Origin of the sequence: Mesorhizobium sp. CO1-1-7, assembly GCF_020164885.1 — a bacterium.
In the GTDB taxonomy this organism is placed as follows: Bacteria; Pseudomonadota; Alphaproteobacteria; order Rhizobiales; family Rhizobiaceae; genus Mesorhizobium; species Mesorhizobium australicum.
In genome coordinates, this window is record NZ_JAIUHA010000019.1 from 1 (window position 1) to 20,752 (window position 20,752).

The 20,752-nt window shown below is 63.7% G+C and carries 19 protein-coding genes and 1 pseudogene; 14 read left to right on the plus strand and 6 right to left on the minus strand.

Annotation, left to right across the window (positions count from 1 at the left end):
- The first annotated feature begins 106 nt into the window (after positions 1-106).
- The 4 genes and pseudogenes from LB516_RS28590 to LB516_RS28605 all read left to right on the plus strand — a co-directional run bounded on the left by LB516_RS28590 (position 107) and on the right by LB516_RS28605 (position 5,100).
- Positions 107-513 (plus strand): annotated as a pseudogene (locus LB516_RS28590) (endonuclease domain-containing protein).
- A gap of 67 nt (positions 514-580) precedes the next feature.
- Complete coding sequence (locus tag LB516_RS28595; protein WP_224720813.1) at positions 581-1,879, plus strand: DUF6638 family protein; 1,299 nt, start codon at positions 581-583, stop codon at positions 1,877-1,879.
- 103 nt (positions 1,880-1,982) lie between these two features.
- Entirely contained in the window at positions 1,983-3,107 is a 1,125-nt protein-coding gene (locus LB516_RS28600; protein WP_224720814.1) for a DUF2333 family protein, read from the plus strand.
- Positions 3,108-3,420: 313 nt separating this feature from the next.
- Entirely contained in the window at positions 3,421-5,100 is a 1,680-nt protein-coding gene (locus tag LB516_RS28605; protein ID WP_015316036.1) for a formate--tetrahydrofolate ligase, read from the plus strand.
- 67 nt (positions 5,101-5,167) lie between these two features.
- Here LB516_RS28605 and LB516_RS28610 read toward each other — a convergent pair whose 3' ends face one another.
- Positions 5,168-5,812, minus strand: coding sequence for a cysteine hydrolase family protein (locus LB516_RS28610; protein ID WP_224720815.1), 645 nt, complete (start codon positions 5,810-5,812; stop codon positions 5,168-5,170).
- 125 nt (positions 5,813-5,937) lie between these two features.
- Here LB516_RS28610 and LB516_RS28615 point away from each other — a divergent pair, with 125 nt between their 5' ends.
- A complete protein-coding gene (locus tag LB516_RS28615) occupies positions 5,938-6,933 on the plus strand; it encodes a helix-turn-helix domain-containing protein (protein WP_224720816.1) in 996 nt (331 codons plus the stop codon).
- 57 nt (positions 6,934-6,990) lie between these two features.
- Here LB516_RS28615 and LB516_RS28620 read toward each other — a convergent pair whose 3' ends face one another.
- The gene (locus tag LB516_RS28620) at positions 6,991-7,599 is read right to left on the minus strand and encodes a cytochrome b/b6 domain-containing protein (protein WP_224720824.1); all 609 of its coding nucleotides are present in this window, start codon (positions 7,597-7,599) and stop codon (positions 6,991-6,993) included.
- A 5-nt stretch (positions 7,600-7,604) separates the two neighbouring features.
- On the minus strand, positions 7,605-7,871 hold the full coding sequence (locus LB516_RS28625; RefSeq protein ID WP_015316032.1) for a PepSY domain-containing protein: 267 nt from the start codon (positions 7,869-7,871) through the stop codon (positions 7,605-7,607).
- Between the two features lie 165 nt (positions 7,872-8,036).
- On the opposite strand from LB516_RS28625, the gene LB516_RS28630 reads away from it, so the two are divergent.
- Entirely contained in the window at positions 8,037-8,696 is a 660-nt protein-coding gene (locus LB516_RS28630) for a response regulator (protein WP_140823196.1), read from the plus strand.
- On the plus strand, positions 8,693-10,042 hold the full coding sequence (locus LB516_RS28635) for an ATP-binding protein (RefSeq protein WP_224720817.1): 1,350 nt from the start codon (positions 8,693-8,695) through the stop codon (positions 10,040-10,042). The genes LB516_RS28630 and LB516_RS28635 overlap by 4 nt, the downstream gene beginning before the upstream one ends.
- Here the strand turns inward: LB516_RS28635 and LB516_RS28640 are convergent.
- Both LB516_RS28640 and LB516_RS28645 read right to left on the minus strand, forming a co-directional pair.
- Entirely contained in the window at positions 10,029-10,586 is a 558-nt protein-coding gene (locus LB516_RS28640) for a sugar O-acetyltransferase (RefSeq protein ID WP_224720818.1), read from the minus strand. The two genes, LB516_RS28635 and LB516_RS28640, sit on opposite strands and share 14 nt — an antisense overlap.
- A gap of 24 nt (positions 10,587-10,610) precedes the next feature.
- The gene (locus LB516_RS28645) at positions 10,611-10,748 is read right to left on the minus strand and encodes a hypothetical protein (RefSeq protein ID WP_181171287.1); all 138 of its coding nucleotides are present in this window, start codon (positions 10,746-10,748) and stop codon (positions 10,611-10,613) included.
- Between the two features lie 51 nt (positions 10,749-10,799).
- Between LB516_RS28645 and LB516_RS28650 the strand changes: the two genes are divergently transcribed.
- The 7 genes from LB516_RS28650 (at position 10,800) to LB516_RS28680 (ending at position 19,383) form a co-directional block, all read left to right on the plus strand.
- Entirely contained in the window at positions 10,800-11,447 is a 648-nt protein-coding gene (locus tag LB516_RS28650) for a glutathione S-transferase family protein (RefSeq protein WP_224529518.1), read from the plus strand.
- A 116-nt stretch (positions 11,448-11,563) separates the two neighbouring features.
- Positions 11,564-12,025, plus strand: a complete 462-nt coding sequence (locus LB516_RS28655; protein WP_140721635.1) for a DUF4126 domain-containing protein — start codon at positions 11,564-11,566, stop codon at positions 12,023-12,025.
- Between the two features lie 11 nt (positions 12,026-12,036).
- A complete protein-coding gene (locus LB516_RS28660; RefSeq protein WP_224720825.1) occupies positions 12,037-13,413 on the plus strand; it encodes an FAD-containing oxidoreductase in 1,377 nt (458 codons plus the stop codon).
- Between the two features lie 287 nt (positions 13,414-13,700).
- Positions 13,701-14,876 carry an MFS transporter gene (locus tag LB516_RS28665; protein ID WP_015316026.1) on the plus strand — a complete coding sequence of 392 codons (1,176 nt, stop codon included), beginning with the start codon at positions 13,701-13,703 and terminating at the stop codon, positions 14,874-14,876.
- An 87-nt stretch (positions 14,877-14,963) separates the two neighbouring features.
- Positions 14,964-16,019: a succinylglutamate desuccinylase/aspartoacylase family protein gene (locus LB516_RS28670; protein WP_140617657.1), complete on the plus strand. Its 1,056-nt coding sequence runs from the start codon at positions 14,964-14,966 to the stop codon at positions 16,017-16,019.
- A 221-nt stretch (positions 16,020-16,240) separates the two neighbouring features.
- Positions 16,241-18,430, plus strand: coding sequence for an anthranilate synthase (locus LB516_RS28675; RefSeq protein WP_224720819.1), 2,190 nt, complete (start codon positions 16,241-16,243; stop codon positions 18,428-18,430).
- A 5-nt stretch (positions 18,431-18,435) separates the two neighbouring features.
- On the plus strand, positions 18,436-19,383 hold the full coding sequence (locus LB516_RS28680) for a cation diffusion facilitator family transporter (RefSeq protein ID WP_140617656.1): 948 nt from the start codon (positions 18,436-18,438) through the stop codon (positions 19,381-19,383).
- A gap of 171 nt (positions 19,384-19,554) precedes the next feature.
- Here LB516_RS28680 and LB516_RS28685 read toward each other — a convergent pair whose 3' ends face one another.
- On the minus strand, positions 19,555-20,652 hold the full coding sequence (locus LB516_RS28685; RefSeq protein ID WP_224643130.1) for a hypothetical protein: 1,098 nt from the start codon (positions 20,650-20,652) through the stop codon (positions 19,555-19,557).
- Positions 20,653-20,752 lie beyond the last annotated feature (100 nt).

Below are 20,752 nucleotides of genomic sequence, written 5' to 3' on the forward strand. Positions count from 1 at the left end.
GGAGGAGATGAAGAAGAAGGGTCTGTGGAATGCGTGAGGCGAGCCCTTCTTCCTTCTCCCCGTTCACGGGGAGAAGGTGCCCGAAGGGCGGATGAGGGGCAGCGCCATGCGTGGTGGAAACGAACCCAAGGTGGCAAGAGCCCGCGAGCTTCGGAAATCGAGAACGATGCCGAGGAAAAGCTCTGGCATGAACTGCGTGGGCGACGATTGAATGGCCACAAATTCATTCGTCAACTGCCCATCGGGCCCTATTTCGCCGACTTTGCCTGTCGTGAGGCTAATCTGGTCGTGGAGGTCGATGGCAGCCAGCATGCAGGCGGATCCCGGGATCGCTACAGGGACGAAACGATGAACGCTAATGGTTGGTCGGTATTGAGGATTTGGCACGCTGATGTTTTGAGCGGCCGAAAGAGCGTATTGGAAACCATCGTTGCGGCCGTGGATGGTCGGCTGAACAAGAAGATGATTAGCATCGACGCGAAGTTTCTGCCTTCAATCTTGGAGACGAGATGATGAGCGTTTGCGCCGCCCCTCATCCGCCCTTCGGGCACCTTCTCCCCGTGAACGGGGAGAAGGCAAGATGAGCAAGAAACCCGATCTCCTGCGCGACAACGAACTCATCTACGGCCGGCTGCTCACGGTCGACGAGCCGCATCTCATCCAGCGCTACAACAAGGCGCTGGAAGCTTTCGGCCTCAAGCCCACCAGGCTGAAGAGCTTCCAGATCGACCGCACCGGCTTTTCGCCCGAAGTGGCCGAGGAGTGTGGCGACTACGATTATCTGGATCCCAACGAGGTCAACCGCCGCTTCATCATCCTGACGCCGTCGCAGATCGACCTGCCGGTGGTGCACACGGCCTTCTCGAACACCTCGCAGCTGATGTTCGAATTCATGTCCAGGAACCAGCGCGCCATAGACGCGCTGACCATCAAGGACGTGATCTACGGCGAGATGGAGGATTCCGTTCCCAAGGTCAACGACATCGAGGACCTGCTGTCGATCAGCCAGGTCGAGTTCAAGGTGCTGTCGGCCGAGGACGTGCTGGGCAAGGCGGCCGAGCTCGGCAAGCTCGTCGACCGGCTGAAGCAGGAGCCCGACGCCTGGCGCGACAATGCCATGCTGACCCGCATGGTGGAACTCGCCAAGGTCTGCGGCGACATCAGGGAGAACGCGCTGGTGCCCGACCAGGTGATCTTCCGCCACAACGCCTACTGGACCAGCCATTTCGGCGGCCTCTACGTGTTCGTCGATCCCGACATGACGACGGTGATCAGCGATCCGGCGGCTCCAGGTTTCCGCCGCTCGCGGCCCTGGCAGGTGAGCTATCTCTCCATCAAGGACGCCGACAAGGTGTTCAAATTCCTGGCCGCCACCGGCCGCATCGAACTGCCGCGCGCCTCCTGGATCGAAACCTCGGGCTATCTCGAGCACCGCGCCGAAATGGTGGTGCGCGCGCTGATCCGCGACGCCGAGCCGAACCGCAATTTGACCGATGTCGACAAGGTCTGGCTGCAGACCTGGATCCAGAGCCATGCCGACCTGATCACCAGGGACGGCAATTTTCCCTTCCTCAACGCCGCCAAGCGCGAGATCGCCCAGCTCGGCCACCTCAAGATCGAGGACGTCTTCCCGCAACAGCGCTTCCTGGTGGTCCGCGCCAAGCCTGATCATCCCGACGCCTGGCTGACCAACCGGCTGATCTCGGATTTCGTGCCGTCTGACTTCGTCTCGCGCTACATCTTCAACAAGGACGGCTTCTACAAGGACTATGACGGCTTCAGCGACGCTTGGCGATCGCATGTTGTGGACGTTCTGAAAACCACATATTTGAAGGAAAAGGTGGCGTTTCGCACACGCCTCTACGGCCTGACCGACTAGAACGATATGAACCGTCATTCCGTTCTAACTTGTTGTTTTGGTGCATGATGTTATCCAAAAAGCCTGCAACTTTTTGGCATCGTGCTGAGGGGGTGATACAGCCATGCTCGACCCGATCGTGAACTTCTTCGTCAAGCTGTTCCAGTGGATCGGCCGCGGCATCGGCCTTCTGATCGGCGTGATCCTGTGGCCCTTCTTGTGGGGCGGCCGCTGGTACACGCAGCGCGGCTGGATCCTGAAGGCCGTCGTCGGCCTAGCCTTGCTGGTGCTGATCGGCCTTTACGCCAACTTCTTCTACGCCACCCAGTGGTGGAACAGGTTCAACCCGAACTACCCGGACACCTATACGTTCGAGAAGCGCAACGTTTCCGCCGGTGAACAGGTGGCCGCCGGCGCCGGCACCGACACGGCCAAGACTTGCGGCAACTCCGGCATCGCCCAGGTGGCGGCGGACCTGACTGACTTCAACGTCAACCAGAATGCCTGGATCTCGTCGATGATCCTCTACAAGCTCGGCCTGTTCGGCATCGACTGGGACAACACCCCGTGGATGGACAACAAGGCCTCTTTCCAGCGCGGCATCAACCAGGCGGTGCGACGCACGGCGACCGAGCTTGCCGACAATCTCGGCCGCGTGCGCACCACCTCGCAGATCGATGCCGACCTGCAGGACGCGCGTGGCAATCTGCAGTTCGACGAGTACACCTGGTATTTCGGCGTGAGCCCGTTTGGACCGAAGACACCGACGCCGAGCTACTATCGCGACGCCGTGCGCAAGCTGCGTTCGTTCAATGCCCGGCTCGCCACCTGCCAGGCCACTTTCGATGCCCGCGCCGACAATCTGAAGCAGTATATCGATCGCATCGCCAGTGACATCGGCTCGACCTCCGCCATCCTCAAGGAGCGTGCCGAGAACCACAACAATGGCTGGTTCGACACCCGCGCCGACGACCGCTACTGGTTCGCCTATGGCCAGCTCTATGCCTATTACGGCCTGATGAAGGGCGCCCAGGCCGACTTCGAGGACGTCATCAAGGAAAAGCACCTGCAGAGCCTGTGGGATACGATGGACGCGCAGTTCGTGTCGGCCCTGCGCATCCAGCCCTTTATCATCGCCAATGGCCGCGAGGACGGCTGGCTGCTGCCCACCCATCTGACGACGATGGGCTTCTACGTGCTTCGGGTGCGCTCGAACATGGTTGAAATCAGCAACGTGCTGACGCAGTAGCGCTGTCCCACGGCAACACTCGCGATGGCGGATTTGCGTCGTCGCGTCTGTCGCATTCCGTGCATTGTGCGGCTGTTTTGAGACGGCGGAAGCGCCCCTGCTCTGGCTTCTATACGGCGCGGCAAGCGGAGCCATAAAGAACCGGGAATAGGTCGGCCCGCCGCAGAGGAATTTTCTCTATAGGAAACATAGTTGCATGAAAGTTGACGCCGCCGCAGCGACAGGGTTAGATGCCCCGCGCGTCCGGCTCCAGCCTTCTTGCGAGTAAGATCAATCCCGTCCCCTCCACCGTCCAATCCAGAGGAACGCCGTCATGGCCGAAGTGAAGTCCGACATCGAGATCGCGCGTGGCGCCAGGAAAAAGCAGATCCAGGAGATCGGCCAGAAGATCGGCATCCCGACCGAACATCTGCTGCCCTACGGCCACGACAAGGCCAAGATTTCGGCCGAGTTCATCAAGTCGGTGAAGGGCAACAAGGACGGCAAGCTGATCCTCGTCACCGCCATCAACCCGACCCCGGCCGGCGAGGGCAAGACCACCACCACCGTCGGCCTCGGTGATGGCCTCAACCGCGTCGGCAAGAAGGCGATCGTCTGCATCCGCGAAGCCTCGCTCGGCCCGAATTTCGGCGTCAAGGGCGGTGCCGCCGGCGGCGGTTACGCGCAGGTCGTGCCGATGGAGGACATGAACCTCCACTTCACCGGCGACTTCCACGCCATCACCACGGCGCACAACCTTTTGTCGGCCCTGATCGACAACCACATCTACTGGGGCAATGAACTCGGCATCGACACCCGCCGTGTGGTGTGGCGCCGCGTCATGGACATGAACGACCGGGCGCTGCGCGAGATCATCTGCTCGCTCGGCGGCGTCGCCAACGGCTTTCCGCGCGAAGCCGGCTTCGACATCACCGTCGCCTCGGAAGTAATGGCCATCCTGTGCCTCGCCACCGACCTGAAGGACCTGGAAAAGCGCCTCGGCGACATCATCGTCGCCTATCGCCGCGACAAGTCGGCGGTCTATGCCCGCGACCTCAAGGCCGATGGCGCCATGGCCGTCCTGCTCAAGGACGCCATGCAGCCCAATCTGGTGCAGACGCTGGAGAACAACCCGGCCTTCGTGCATGGCGGCCCGTTCGCCAACATCGCGCATGGCTGCAACTCGGTCGTCGCCACCACGACGGCGCTCAAGCTTGCCGACTACGTCGTCACCGAAGCCGGTTTTGGTGCTGATCTAGGTGCCGAAAAGTTCTTCGACATCAAGTGCCGCAAGGCCGGACTGAAGCCGGCAGCCACCGTCATCGTCGCCACCGTGCGCGCCATGAAGATGAATGGCGGCGTCAAGAAGGAAGACCTTGGCAAGGAGAATGTCGAAGCCGTCAGGAAGGGCTGCCCGAACCTTGGACGCCACATCGAGAACATCAGGCAGTTCGGCGTCCCGGCGGTCGTTGCCATCAACCACTTCTATTCCGACACCGACGCCGAGATCCAGGCGCTCAAGGACTACGTCGCCTCGATGGGCGAGGAAGCGATCCTGTGCAAGCACTGGGCCAACGGCTCCGCCGGCATCGAGGAGCTTGCCAACAAGGTGGTGGCGCTCGCCGAATCCGGCGCCTCGCAGTTCGCGCCACTCTATCCCGACTCCATGCCGCTGTTCGAGAAAATAAACACCATCGTTCAGCGCATCTATCGCGGCTCGGAAGCCATCGCCGACAAATCGGTGCGCGACCAGTTGAAGGCCTGGGAGGATGCTGGTTACGGCAACCTTCCGGTCTGCATGGCCAAGACACAGTACTCGTTCTCGACCGACCCGAACCTGCGCGGCGCGCCGACCGGCCACACCGTGCCGGTGCGCGAGGTCAGGCTGTCCGCCGGCGCCGGCTTCGTCGTCATCATCTGCGGCGAGGTCATGACCATGCCTGGCCTGCCGAGCAAGCCGTCGTCGGAAAAGATCTTCCTCAACGAGGCCGGCCAGATCGAAGGCCTGTTCTGATCTTCATCTCGACAAGAACAAGAAGGGCGCCGCATCGCCGCGGCGCCCTTCTCGTTTGCGGATCGTCCTACGCGGCGCTGCGCGACAGCGCCCGCTGGTTGGACGCATGGATCGTGTCGCGTTCCGGCAGCGCGCCGGTCTCCAGGCAGTCGATCCATTCGGCGGTCTTGAGCACCACGGCGAAGCGCGACTGAAGGATGATGCTCACCACGCGATGGATCTCCTCGGCCGAGGCGTAGCCGGCGCTGTTGGCGTAAGGCACCGAACCGGTCGCGTCGGACAGGAACTCGACCGCGAAGCCCATATGCACGGCATGGATGATGGTCGACAGGTCGCAATTATGCGTCATGTAGCCGACGACCGCGATCGTATCGATGGCGTTGGCGCGCAACCAGTCCTCGAGGTCGGTACCGGTGAAGGCGCTTGGCAAGTTCTTCTCGACATAATGGTCGCGGCTACGCCTGGCGATCTCGGGATGCAGTTCGCCGCCATGGCTGCCCCGGGCGAAGATCGGCGACGTCTCGGGCGCCATCTGCTTGACGACCACGACCTTGATGCCTGCTGCCGATGCGGCATCCATGGCGCGCGTCACGTTGACGACGCTGTCGCGGAATGGCGGATGCTGGATAGCCAGGTTGCCGCCGTCATAGTCATTCTGGACGTCGACGACGATCAGCGCGCGGCGCGGCGCGGTGTTGGCTGGGGCAGACATGATGTTTCCTTTCAGGCTTGAATGCGATGGACCGACGATAGCCTGCTGACCGAGGCGCCAACAGTGGCCCGATTGACATCATCCGAAAGAATTGGGACAATCCTCCTTCACACTGGAAACGCCCCATGACCGCTCCCATCATCGCCGTCCTCGCCTTCGACGGCATCAGCCCGTTCCATCTCTCCGTGCCATGCCTGGTGTTCGGCGCCGACCGCACCAGGCTCGGCCTGCCGCGCTTCGACTTCCGCGTCTGCGGCGTGGAGGAAGGGCTGATCCAGACCGACGCCGGATTGAGCATCCTGGTCCCGCACGGGCTTGCCGCGCTCGAAGACGCCGATATCGTCATCATCCCGAGCTGGAAGGATCTCGGAGCGCCTGTGGCAAAACCGCTCGAGGAAGCGCTCGGCCGCGCCCACCGGCGCGGCGCGCTGATTGTGGGCCTCTGCCTCGGCACCTTTGCCCTCGCCGCCGCCGGCCTGCTTTCGGGACGGAAGGCGACCACGCATTGGGCCTATACGGATCAGCTGCAGGCTCTCCATCCCGACATTTCGGTCGATGCGGACGTGCTCTACGTTGACGGCGGCGACATCATCACCTCCGCCGGCGTCGCCGCCGGGCTCGACTGCTGCCTGCACATCGTGCGCGCCCGCTATGGCGCCGAGGCGGCACTGCGGCTCGCCCGGCACATCGTGCTTTCACCGCACCGGCAGGGCGGACAGGCGCAGTTCATCGAACGCCCGGTAGCGCCGAGCCCGGCCGCCGACCGCTTTACCCAGGCTCTCGACAAGGTGCGCGCGACATTAGGCGAACCGCACGGTCTCGATAGCGTCGCCGACGCCGCCGGTCTCACCCGCCGCACCTTTACCCGCCGTTTCCAGAAGACGATAGGTACCAGCTTCGGCGACTGGCTGGCCGACCAGCGCATCGCGCTGGCGCAGAGGCTGCTGGAGACGACGGACAAGCCGATGGACATGGTCGCCTTCGAGGCCGGCTTCGGCAGCGCAACTTCCTTGCGCCAACATTTTGCCGCGCGGCTAAGGACATCGCCGGTGCAATATCGGCGCGAGTTTTCCAGACGGGTCGATCAGGACGAACGGGTGGCGCTGGACCTGTCATCTTGATCGAACGGCAAGGGCGCCGCGTCGCTGCGGGTGCCCTTGCATTTCCGCTCTCCGCGGTCAGCCAACGTCTTGCGGCGAGGCCGCGCGTTTACGGCCGGTGATCATGGCGCGAACCAGATTTTCATGATGACGCAGACTGGCGAACAGCACGCCGCCGACATGAAGTCCAATCAGCACCAGGACACCATTGCCCAGGATCTTGTGCGTATCCTCGACCCAGGCCACGCCCCACCAGGCATCGGTGGTCTGCATCCAGCCGGTGAGGGCAATTCCTGCCACGCAAGCCAGAAGCGCCAGCACCATTGCACCGCCGGCGGGGTTGTGGCCGAGATAGCGTTTTTCATCGCCATGCGCCACGTCGGCGAGATAAGAACTCACCACGCGCGGTCCACGCACAAACTGACGGAAGCGCGTGTATCCCGACCCCGCCAGACCGGCGATCAAACGCGAGGCAATCAGAACCCCGGCACTGTAGCCGGCCAGTTCATGCACCTTCATGACTTCGCCTGAAGAAAGCCACGCCACCGCGACGCAAAGGACCAGCGACCAGTGAAAGAGGCGGACGTAGGGGCTCCAGACCTCGACCGAGGCCTCTCGTGTCGACTCGGCCGAGGTTTCTCGTGTCGACTCGACCGAGGTTTCTCGTGTCGAAACAGTGGCGTTCATGGCCGTCAACCGTCATCGGAATCGGCACCGACCGACTCCAGCGTCTTGGGATTGAAGACGGCTTCCAGCTTCTTGCCATTGGCGTCAAGTGCCTTGGCTTCATAGCAGCCGTGTTCCGTCTTGATGCTGCGAACCTTCCAGCCTTCGCTTTCAAGCTTCTTCTGCAAGGCTTCGCGCGGCTGCCACTGGCCGGTCGGCACATCGCATTTGTCGGCGGCGAAGGCCGGGCTGGCAAAAGCCATAACCAGCGCGGTCAGGATCAAGGTCTTCATCTTATTTTCTCCATCGGCCAATTCCGATGTCGAGGACCTTGGCCGCGAAACCTGACAGCAGCCTGAACACGCATCGCATCGTGCAAAAGCCTCAGTTGGCTTTCATTCAGCTTCCTGTCAGCCTCGTGCCGCATGAAGGCGCGTGTGCAGCGACACGGAGGCGAAGTGCGCGTTCTGTTGATCGAAGATGATCCGGTGCTGGGCGAAGCGGTGCGCGATCATATCGCCGCCGACGGCCACGCCGTGGACTGGAGCACGACGCTTGGCGGTGCCTGCGATCACCTCCGTGTAGTTTCCTATATGCTCCTCCTGCTTGACCTGCATCTGCCCGACGGCAAGGGTCTCGAATTCCTTAAAACGCTGCGTCGTGAAGGCACCGATACGCCGGTCATCATCCTGACCGCGCGCGACCAGCTCTCAGACCGCATAGCGGGGCTGAATTCCGGGGCGGACGACTATCTGGTCAAGCCCTTCGATCTCAGCGAGTTGTCTGCACGCCTTGCCGCGGTCGCGCGCCGCTATGCCGGAAACCCCAACCCTTTGATCCGGCTCGGAGCCGTCGAAATCGACCAGGCCGCGCGCCGCGTTACCATCGACGGCACGGAGGCCATGCTGACATCGCGCGAATGGGCGGTGCTGGAGCAGTTCCTGCGCCGGCCCGGCATGACAGTCGGCAAGAACCAGATCGAGGAGGCGCTCTATGCCTTCGGCGCGGAGATCGAAAGCAACACTGTCGAAGTCTATGTCAGCCGCTTGCGCAAGAAGATCGGGCGCCAGGTCCTTACAACCGTGAGGGGGTTGGGCTACCGCCTTGCACTCCCATGAAGGTCTTCAGCAGCCTTGCCGGTCGCCTCGTGTCGTCGCTGATCCTCGTCACGGTCGCTGTTGGCCTGGTCGCCGCTGGCACCGGAAGCATCACGCTGCACCGCGAAATCAATGAAGCCATGGACAATTCGATGCAGGAGGCAGCCCGCAGACTGCTGCCGCTGGTCATCGACGATATGTTCGGGCGTGAGGCATCGCAATCGCCGCGCAGGCTGGGGGAGGCTGTTTCGGACGACGAAGGCGGCCGCCTCATCTTCCAGGTGCGGGACGCCGGCGGCCGCGTTCTCATGCATTCCCATGACGCTCCCGCGGAGCCGCTCACGGCTGAGCTCGCGCAGGGCTTCTCGGAGGCAGCCGGATGGCGCATCTACACCGAGCCCGCGGTCAGCGGCACAATACTCATCCAGGTCGCCGAGCTCGATTCACGGCGCAATGAGGAAACGCTCGAAGCCGCCACCGGCTTCCTCATACCGATGGTCATTCTCATCCCGTTGAGCGCACTTGTCGCGTGGCTGACCCTGACGCGTTTCCTGAGGCCGATCGCGACACTGCGCGGCGAAATCAGCGCCCGCCACGGCGACAACCTTGCTCCGATCCGCACCGAGGACCTGCCCTCCGAACTTGCCGCCATCGCCAAGTCGGTCAACAGCCTGATGCGGCGCCTGCATATGGCGCTCGATGCTGAAAAGGAGTTCACGGCGAACGCCGCGCATGAATTGCGCACACCGATCGCCGGGGCGTTGGCACAAACGGAGCGCCTGATCGCGGAAACATCCGACGAGGCGGCAAGAAAACGCCCGCGCCAGATCAAGGCGGCTCTGTCCGACCTCGCCGGCCTGTCCGAAAAGCTGATGCAGCTGGCGCGCGCCGACGCAGGAGTAGCGATCGCCGGCAAGCCAGCCGATCTCGCCGCGGTCGCCGCATTGGTGGTCGCCGACTTCGAGCAGCACGGCCAGAACAGGGGTCGGCTTCGTCTTGAAACGTCCGACAAAGGCAAGGCGTTGGCCGCGATCGATACGGATGCATTGGCCATTATCCTGCGCAACCTCATCGAGAACGCCTTGCGGCATGGCGCCGAGGGCGGCGAGGTTGTCATTCGGATCACTGACGATGCCCGGCTCAGCGTGATCAACCAAGGTCCGGTGGCGTCAGCTCCCGGCGGTCTGGTCAAACGGTTTGAACGCGGTGGGACGCGTGCCGAAGGATCAGGCCTGGGACTGGCGATCGTCACCAAAATCCTGCAGCAGATCGATGCGACGCTTGTCCTGACCTCACCGGCATCCGGCCGACGGGACGGTTTTGAAGCGACGATCAGGTTCCCGCCGCGTAGTGTTAGCCCCGCCTGACCACCCGCGCCGGATTGCCGGCCACGGTCGTGTGCGCCGCCACGTCGCGCGTCACCACCGCCCCGGCGCCGACGATGGCGCCCTCGCCAATGCTGACGCCGCCAAGGATGACCGCGCTGCCGCCGATCCAGGCATTGTCACCGATCGTGACCGGCCTGGCGATCTCCAGCCCCGCCTGGCGCCCTGCCGCCTCCTTATGGTGCTCGGCGCAATAGATCTGCACATTGGGGCCAAGCAGCGTCCCCTCGCCGAGGCACACCGGCGCGGTGTCAAGAATGGTGCAGCCGGCATTGAGGAAGGTGCCGGCGCCGAGAAAGATGTTGAAGCCGTAGGCGCAATGGAACGGCGCCTCGATGCGGGCACCCTCGCCCACGCCGCCCAGCAGTGTCCGCAGGGCCGGCCCGAGGTTCCCGCGTCGGCGAGGCGGCAGCGTATTGTGCTCGAACACCGCATCCGCGGCCACGCCGCGCAACGCGCCAAGATCGTCATCCAGGCACGTATACCATTCACCATCAGCCATTTTCGCGCGTTCGCTCTGAACCATGGCAGTGCCTCCGTTTTTTTTACATCACTGCGGACACGCCAAGGCGATGACTGACGTGAAATCCATAAACCAGGATGCGCGGCCTTGTTGATTGGCGGCATTCCCGATCTGCTCCGGCAATGAAAATAGTTCAGGACCGATGTCGATTTCCGGGAAGCTCATTCGTCCTCGGTAGGAAGCCGAAGAAATTCGCCCAGGCAAGGAACAAATGCGATGACAATCACGATCACGGCGTTTGAACGATCACCCGATGGCGGCAAGGGACTGGCCCGCGATACGCGTGTTCGCTGGGCGCTGGAAGAAGTGGGGCAGCCTTACGCGGTTCGTTTTGTTTCTTTCGCGGGCATGAAGGCGCCTGACCATCTGGCCATCCATCCTTTCGGCCAGATCCCTACCTATGAGGACGGTTCTCTCTCGCTGTTCGAGACCGGCTCGATCGTCTTTCATCTTGCCGAGCAGCATGCGGGCCTGCTGCCGAAGGAGCGCAACGCCCGCGCGCGAGCGATCACGTGGATGTTTGCCGCGCTGAACACCATCGAGCCGCCGATCCTCGAATTGACCACGGCAAGAATTTTCGAAGCCGACAAGCCCTGGAGCGAGGCGCGCTTGCCGCTGGTTAAGGACCGTGTTCGCGCCCGGCTGGACTGTCTCTCGGCTCGTTTGGGCGTCGCGGACTGGCTCGATGATGCGTTCAGCGCTAGCGATCTATTGATGGTGTCAGTGCTGCTGCGACTGAGAATGTCAGGCATTCTGGATGAATACCAAAACCTGGCCGCCTATGTGGCGCGCGGGGAAGCTCGGCCCGCCTATATCAGGGCTTTCGCCGCGCAATTTGCGATCAACGCTCCATCAGCCAACTGACTTGCCTCGATCCGCCGTGGCTGTGCGCTTGTGAGTCTGCGGCCTAGCCAAATATCCGGCCTATGGTAGCTTGCCGTTTCAAGGCTGTACCGGCCCGGGATCGAGGGGGATCGACCATGCTCTACATTCTTGCACTCCTGATCGGCGTCATTGCCGGCCTGCGCGCCATGACGGCACCTGCCGCCGTTGCCTGGGGCGCCTATCTCGGCTGGCTGCCGGTTGCCGGCACCTGGGCGAGCTTCATGGGCCATTGGGCGGCTGTCGGCATCTTCACCGTCCTGGCCATAGTCGAACTGGTCACCGACCAGCTGCCGTCGACGCCAAGCCGCAAGGTGCCGCAGCAGTTCGGCGCCCGCATTCTGCTCGGCGCGTTCAGCGGCGCGGTGATCGGCGCGACCAGCGGCGCCACCATCGTGTGCCTGATCGCCGGAGCGATCGGCGCGGTCATCGGCACCCTGGGTGGTGCCGAAGCGCGCGGCCGGCTGGCGGCCGTTTTCGGCAAGGATCCGCCCGCGGCCTTCATCGAGGATGCGGTGGCGATCATCGGCGGCCTGCTGATCGTGGCGGCGGTGGCATGACGGCCCAGACCTTGAACGCAAGGACCTTCGATGCCATCGTCATCGGCGCTGGCCAGGCGGGGTCGCCCCTGGCGGGCCGTCTGACGGCAGCCGGCATGAGCGTGGCGCTGATCGAGCGCAAGCTGGTCGGCGGCACCTGTGTCAACACCGGCTGCATGCCGACCAAGACCATGGTCGCCAGCGCCTATGCCGCCCATCTGGCGCGGCGCGCCGCCGACTATGGCGTGACGTTCCCGGGTCCCGTCGGGATCGATTACAGCAGGATCAAGGCGCGCAAGGACAAGGTCACCAACGACGCCCGCGGCAATCTGGAGACCTGGATCGCCGGAATGGAGCGTTGCACGCTCTATCGCGGCCATGCACGCTTCGAATCCGCCAACACGGTGCGCGTCGGCGACGACCTGTTGACCGCCGACAAGATCTTTCTCAACACCGGCGGCCGCGCCTCGGTGCCGGACCTGCCCGGCATCCACGACATCGACTATCTGACCAACTCGTCGATGATGGATCTCGACGTTTTGCCGCGCCACCTGATCGTCGTCGGCGGCAGCTACATCTCGCTCGAATTCGCGCAGATGTTCCGCCGCTTCGGTTCGGAAGTCACCGTCATCGAAAAGAGCCCGCGCCTCACCGGCCGCGAGGACGAGGACGTCTCGGCCGCCATCCTGTCGATCCTCGAAAACGAAGGGATCGCGGTCCATGTCGGCGCCGATGACATCGGCTTCGCCAAGCAGGGCGGGGACATTGCCGTGAGTTTCTCCACGGGCCAGCCGCCCGCGGTCGGCTCGCATGTGCTGCTGGCGCTGGGCCGAACGCTCAATACCGACGATCTCGGCCTCGACAAGGCGGGCGTCGAGGTCGACGGACGCGGCGCGGTTGTCGTCGACGACCAGCTGCGCACCAGCGTGCCAGGCATCTGGGCGATGGGCGACTGCAACGGCAAGGGCGCCTTCACCCACACCTCCTACAACGACTATGAGATCGTCGCCGCCAATCTGCTCGACAAGGATCCGCGCAGGATCAGCGACCGTGTCGAGGCGTACGCGCTCTACATCGACCCGCCGCTCGGCCGCTGCGGCATGACCGAGACGGCGGTGCGGAAATCCGGACGTCGCGCCCTGGTCGGCCAGCGGCCGATGACCCGTGTCGGCCGCGCCATCGAGAAGGGCGAGACGCAGGGCTTCATGAAGATCCTCGTGGACGCCGACACCAGGGAGATCCTCGGCTGCTCGGTGCTCGGTCCCGGCGGTGACGAGGCGGTGCATTGCGTGCTCGACCTGATGTACGCCAAGGCGCCGGTCGACACACTGGCGCGCGCCGTGCACATCCATCCCACCGTCTCGGAGCTGCTGCCCACCATCGCCCAGGAGCTGAAGCCGCTGGCGTGAGACTGTCAGCCGCTGCCCCTTCAGTCGTCGCCTGTGCCTTGCCGAAGGCTCCGCGATTTCACGGTCGTCATCACGCATTTATTGCTGGGGCCGCGCCGGCTTCAAGATATCGTGTCGGGCACGAAGCGACATCGTTTCAGCCCTTGAAGGATCGGTCTGCGTCGGGCCGTTAGAAGAGGAGACGTCCGCTCCACGCTTTCTGCATTGCTGCATTGCGGCAATGTCTGTTGCGCCCGGCAGGGGTCCTCGCGCAGTCTGAAATTGAACCGATTCAGTCTGGACCTCCCATGCCTTTGCCGATCCTTGCGCTTGCCATTGCGTCCTTCTGCATCGGCACCACCGAATTCGTCATCATGGGCCTGCTGCCCGAGGTCGCCGCCGATCTCGGCGTGACGATCCCCGCCGCCGGCCTGCTGGTCACCGGCTATGCGCTGGGAGTCGTCTTCGGCGCGCCTGTCGTGGCCATGGCCACCGCGCATTTGCCGCGCAAGCCCGTGCTGGTGGGACTTGCGGCCCTGTTCGTCGTCGGCAACCTCTTCTGCGCCATCGCGCCCAATTACTGGCTGCTGATGGCGGCGCGCGTCTTCACCGCTTTCGGCCATGGCGCCTTCTTCGGCATCGGCTCGGTCGTCGCGGCAAGCCTTGTGCCGCGCAACAAGCGCGCCAGCGCCATCGCGCTGATGTTCGCGGGCCTGACGCTCGCCAACATCCTCGGGGTTCCCGCCGGCACCGCACTCGGCGAAGCCTTCGGCTGGCGGGCCACCTTTCTGGCCGTGGTCGGCATCGGCCTGATCTCGGTCGCGGCCATCGCCTGGCTGGTGCCGTCCGACGTCACGGAACCGAGCGGCGGCGGTCTGCGCGCCGAAGTCCGTGTGCTCGGCAAGCTGCAAGTGTGGCTGGCGATGCTGATCGCGGCGCTGACCTCGGCCAGCCTGTTCGCCGTTTTCACATACATAAAGCCATACCTCACCGGCGTGTCGGGCCTGTCGACCGCGGCGGTCACCTGGGTGCTTTTGCTGTTCGGCGCCGGCATGACCATCGGCAACATCATCGGCGGCAGGCTTGCCGACTGGAAACTGATGCCGACAGTGATCGCCACCTTGCTGCTGATGGCCCTGCTGTTCGTCGGCTTCATGCAGTTCGGCACGATCGCCAGCGTTGCCATCGGCATCGTCTTCCTCTGGGGCCTGCTCATCTTCGTCGTCGTGCCACCTCTGCAGATCCGGGTCGTCGAGGCGGCTTCCGAAGGACCGAACCTTGCAGCCACGCTCAATCAAGGCGCCTTCAATGTCGGCAATGCCGGCGGCGCATGGATCGGCGGCGTGGCGCTGTCATCAGGCGTTTCCTATGCCGGTTTGCCACTGGTCGGCGCGGTGCTAGCCCTGCTGGCGGTCGCCGTTGCGGTGCTGTCGGCGGCGCTGGACAGGCGCGCGCCTGTCACGCTTCACGCTGCCGCGGAATAGGCCCTTGCGCCCATGGCGCGGCGGGCTGGACCAATCGACATCGGTACCTTCCAATGGGCATGTCTTCTCGCTTTCATGGAGAACGTCATGCAGAAATCGATCGAACGCATCGCCGGCGACAGCGACGGCGTTTCCTACGAATTCCCGGTGCTCCGCTTGGCCGGCGCCGACAAGACAGCACCTTCGGCCTACCTGCAGGCAGCGCTCCATGCCGGCGAATTGCCTGGCGTCGTCGCCATCGATGCATTGATGCCGATGCTGAACAAGGCCGAGGCCGAGGGTCGCATCAGGGGCAACATCACCATCGTGCCCTGGGCCAACCCGATCGGCCGCGCGCAATACCACTTCGGCGAGCACCAGGGTCGCTTTCATCTCGGCACCCGCACCAACTTCAACCGCGGCTTTCCGCTGCTGGCCGCGCCCGACGCCAGGCTCTTGCCGGACGCCACCTTTGGCGGCGCCGACCAGCGGCTGAAGTCGCGCCTGGTGCAGCTTTCGCTCGGCCATGACATCGTGCTCGACCTGCACTGCGACGATGAGGGTCTTGCCTATCTCTACGTCCACACCAGCCTGTGGCCCGGGATGGCCGATTGCGCCGCCGCCATGGGCGTCGATGCCGTGGTGCTGTGGAGCGAGGACACCGACGGCACCTTCGAGGGCGCTTCGATCATGCCCTACCAGAACGCATCGGCCGATGTGGCGAAGTTCGACAGGCGCGTCGCCACCACTGTCGAATATCGCGGCATTCTCGATGTCGACGGCGCGCTGGCCAAGTCCGACGCCGAAGGCCTCTACCGGCTGCTGGTGGCGCGCGGCGTGATATCCGACACCGCCCTGCCCGCGCCCGGCCCCTTCAAGGGCGTCGCGGCACCTCTGGAAAATATCGACATGATGCCGGCGCCCCGTGGCGGTGCGGTCCTCTACGACGTCAAGCCCGGCGACCGCGTCACCAGGGGCGCGCGGCTCGCTACCATCGTTCACGCGCCAGGCGAAGCCGATGGCCGCACGGAAGTGTTCGCGCCGCAGGACGGCATCATCCTGACCCGCCGCTCGCGCCGCATCATCCGCTCCGGCGAAGACCTGTTGAAACTGGTTGGCGACAGGAAGAGCGCCGATGCAAGGTCGGGCACGCTGGAGGATTGAGCCTGCGTCGAATCCAGTTGCGCGGCCGCCCAATCGCCGCTAAGGGAATCGCCATGAACATGCGTTCGATCAAGACCATTTGGTGGTGGGCCTGCTGACAGCGGCCTGTTCGAACGCGTGCGCGTGAAAATAGAGGGTGGCCGCAACGGAATGTCCGGGCGGCCATTTGTTTTTTAAAGCCATTCCCGGGTCCGTTGCCCAAGTAGCTGATGGAGACGGCAATGACGTTGAAGGTTCTGGAAAACGGCGCTGAAAGCTTCGCGACGGCGGGTGGCATCACCATCACCCGCGAGCGCCACGACCGCCCCTATGAAGGCGCGATCGACACATATGTCGAGGGGCTGAACTCGCGCCGGGGCGCGGTATTTTCCTCGAACTACGAATATCCCGGCCGCTACACGCGCTGGGATACGGCCATCATCGATCCGCCGCTGGTCATCTCGGCACGCGGCCGCGCCATGCGTATCGAGGCGCTGAACGGCCGTGGCGAGGCGCTGTTGCCGGTCATCGGCAGGACACTGGGCGGCCTCGCCGAGGTCACGATCGCCGAGACCTCGAAAAAGCTGATCCGCCTCGATGTCGCCAAACCCGGCCGTGTCTTCACCGAGGAGGAACGCAGCCGCGTTCCCTCGGTCTTCACTGTGCTGCGCGCCATCACCGCGCTGTTCAAGACGGCGGAAGACGCCAATCTCGGTCTCTACGGCGCCTTCGGCTACGACCTTGCCTTCCAGTTCGACCCGGTCGACCACACGCTCGTGCGCAAGCAAAGCCAGCGCGACCTGGTGTTGTTCCTGCCCGACGAGATCCTGGTCGTCGACCACTACTCGGCCAAGGCCTGGACCGACCGTTACGACTATGCGGGCGAAGGTTTTTCGACCGAAGGCCTGCCACGCGACCAAATCGCCGAGCCGTTCAGGACCGCCGACCGTATCCCGCCACGCGGCGACCATGAGCCCGGCGAATACGCCAATCTGGTGCGCCGCGCGATGGACTCGTTCAAGCGTGGCGACCTGTTCGAGGTCGTCCCCGGTCAGATGTTCTACGAGCGCTGCGAGACCCAGCCCTCCGAGATTTCGCGCAAGCTGAAGTCCATCAACCCGTCGCCCTATTCCTTCTTCATCAACCTGGGCGAGAACGAATACCTGATCGGTGCGTCGCCGGAGATGTTCGTGCGCGTCAACGGCCGCCGCGTCGAGACCTGTCCGATCTCCGGCACCATCAAACGCGGCGACGACGCCATTTCCGATAGCGAGCAGATCCTGAAGCTGCTCAATTCGAAGAAGGACGAATCCGAGCTCACAATGTGCTCGGACGTCGATCGCAACGACAAGTCCAGGGTCTGCGAGCCGGGTTCTGTACGCGTCATCGGCCGCCGCCAGATCGAGATGTATTCGCGCCTGATCCACACCGTCGACCACATCGAGGGCCGCTTGCGTGAAGGCATGGACGCTTTCGACGCGTTTCTCTCGCACGCCTGGGCGGTCACCGTCACCGGCGCACCGAAACTGTGGGCCATGCGCTTCATCGAGCAGAACGAGAAAAGCCCGCGCGCCTGGTATGGCGGCGCGATCGGCATGGTCAACTTCAACGGCGACATGAATACCGGCCTTACCTTGCGCACCATCCGCATCAAGGACGGCATCGCCGAGGTTCGTGCCGGCGCTACATTGCTCTTCGACAGCATTCCAGAGGAAGAAGAAGCTGAAACCGAACTGAAGGCATCCGCCATGCTCTCCGCGATCCGCGACGCCAAGACGGGCAATTCGACCAGCACCGAGCGCACCACGGCGCGCGTCGGCGACGGCGTCAACATCCTTTTGGTCGACCACGAGGATTCCTTCGTCCATACGCTGGCCAACTACTTCCGCCAGACCGGCGCCAATGTCTCGACCGTGCGCTCGCCGGTGCCGGAGGAAGTCTTCGACCGGCTGAAGCCCGACCTCGTCGTGCTGTCACCCGGACCCGGCACGCCGAAGGACTTCGACTGCGCCGCGACCATCAAAAAGGCGCGCGCGCGCGACCTGCCCATCTTCGGCGTGTGCCTCGGCCTGCAGGCACTGGCGGAAGCCTATGGCGGAGAACTCAGGCAGTTGCACATTCCCATGCACGGCAAGCCGTCGCGTATCCGCGTCTCGAAGCCGGGCATCATCTTCTCCGGCCTGCCCAAGGAAGTCACCGTCGGCCGCTACCACTCGATCTTCGCCGATCCGGTACGCCTGCCCGACGATTTCATGGTTACGGCCGAGACGGAAGACGGCGTCATCATGGCCTTCGAGCACCGCAAGGAGCCGATCGCCGCGGTCCAGTTCCACCCGGAATCGATCATGACGCTCGGCCACAATGCCGGCATGCGCATCATCGAGAACATCGTCGCGCATTTGCCGCGAAACGCCAAGGAAAAGGCAGCCTGACGCCAATGGCCGAAGCCGAGAACACGATGGCGATCGCAGCCAGGGCGGCCGCGAAGCGCAAGGTCGCCAACCTTGCCTTCTGGTCGATCGTGGTCGCTTTTGTCGTGCTCGCGCTGAAAGCCGCCGCCTGGTACGTGACCGGCTCCGTCGCGCTCTATTCGGACGCGCTGGAATCGATCGTCAACGTCATCGCGTCGATTGCCGCTTTCTGGGCGATCCAGGTCAGCCACAAGCCGGCCGACCAGGATCACCCCTTCGGCCATCACAAGGCCGAATATTTCTCCGCCGTGCTGGAAGGCGTGCTGATCGTGCTCGCCGCGCTTTTGATTCTGAACGAAGTCTGGCGCTCCTGGCAGGCCCCGGCGCCGCTCGAACAGCCTTGGAAAGGCCTTGCCGTCAACGGCGTCGCCACCGTCATCAACGCCTTCTGGGCCTGGATGCTGATCCGCACGGGCCGGGCGGAGAAATCGCCGGCGCTGGTCGCTGACGGCAATCACATCATGACCGATGTGGTGACGTCGGTCGGCGTCTTCGGCGGCCTCGTCGGAGCGATCCTGACCGGCTGGCAGATCCTCGACCCGGCATTGGCCGTCATCGTCGCGCTCAACATCCTGTGGCAGGGCTGGCATGTCATCGGCTCGTCGATGAACGGCCTGATGGACCGGGCCGTCGACACGGCGGAGCACATGCGCATCCGCGACATCATCTCGGCCAATTGCAAGGGCGCCATGGAGGTGCACGACCTCAAGACCCGCATCGCCGGCCGCGCCACCTTCATCGAGTTCCATCTGGTCGTAGACGCCGACATGTCGGTCGGCGCCAGCCATGTCATCTGCGATCGCATCGAAGACGCGCTGAAGGCCGAACTCCCCTCGGTGCGGGTGACCATCCATGTCGAGCCCGACGACGAAGCCAAGCTGCCCAAGGGCACGACCGCGGTGCCGTTCGCCTGAGGCGGGTCACTGTCGCTGACCTTGGAAGAGCAATTCCAAGAAAGCGTGAGCGGCTTTCCGTCCGGAATTGCGTAAAAACAAAGAGCTAACCGGAGTTTCTCGACTTCGTCATCCTTGGGCGAAGCAGGAGCGCAGCTCCGTAGCGGCGACCCAAGGATGACGAAACGCTGGTTACGGCGCGCAGGCGGATTGTGGCATTGGCTCCAGCCGATAGACCTTGTCGTCGGACATCGTCTTGCCGTCGGCCGCCTTCGAGCACAGGTCGACGACCGCCAGGCTGCTGTTGGGGTTGGCAAGCGTGATGGCGCCGTTGGCGCCGCGCTTGAGGAAGATTTCCTTTTGCGCGATGTCGCAGGAGAAATTGCTCGTCTTCGAACTCGCGGCACAACGCCATTGATCGGCCTCGCCCTGGCATGAATAAGTCTGCGTGACCTTGGCTCCCTTCTGCCGCGTCGTGACCGAGACCACGATGTCGGCGCCGTCGGGCCAGCTCGCGGCGTCGCCTCCCGAGGCGAAGGACGCCAGTTCGACCGGTCCTCGAAACACCCGGATCGACTGCGTCAGTTGCTCGGGATGCGAACTCATATGCGCAGCGTCATAGTCGCGCCCGTAGCAGAAGGCCTGGTCTGGCTTCAGCCGCTCGCGCAGCGGCGGCCCGAGCGCCGGGTCGATCGGATCGATGCGGGCGAATTCAGCCTTGCAGGTCGCCGCCGGCATCGGATCGAGGCGGAAATTGTCGTCTTCCTTGCCAAGCGCCTGCCTGTCGTATTCAGCCGCGCCGAGTTCTTCTTCCGAACCGGCGTCGAGGTAGATATCGGACGACAGGTCCGACAGGATCAGCCGACCCTTGCCGTCGACCTTCAGCGACGCCAGCGTACGGTCGCAGTCCATGCCGCAACGGATCGGGCCCGATTTGCCATCCTCGGACTCGTGATTGCACCAGCCTCCGGCCCATTCCGGCGCCTTGGCGCCACGCACCGTGGTGGTGAGGAACCCATTGTAGGAAGTATCGGAATTCGCGTTCGGTTCCTCATTCGGACGGCTGACCGGATCATGGCCGTAGTAGAAGAAAATCCGCGTCACCTTCTGCTTCGGATGCACATTGAGGTGCGCCGCGTCATAGACCCGGCCGAAACAGGCGTCCGCCCCGTTGGGGCTGAGTTCGGTGAGCTTGAGCATATTGTCGGCAAAAGCAGAACCCACAAGTCCGCCAAGCAGTGCGGCGCCAAATCCGGCGCTGGCAACCGTCTTCCATTCCCTGAACGCCATGTGCCCCCCTCCGCATCGACAGGACGTAACGTCAATTTATGCTAGTATTGCGGCCGCGGCCACGCAAATCGCGCTGGGCCGGCAAGCCAGGGAGGCACGC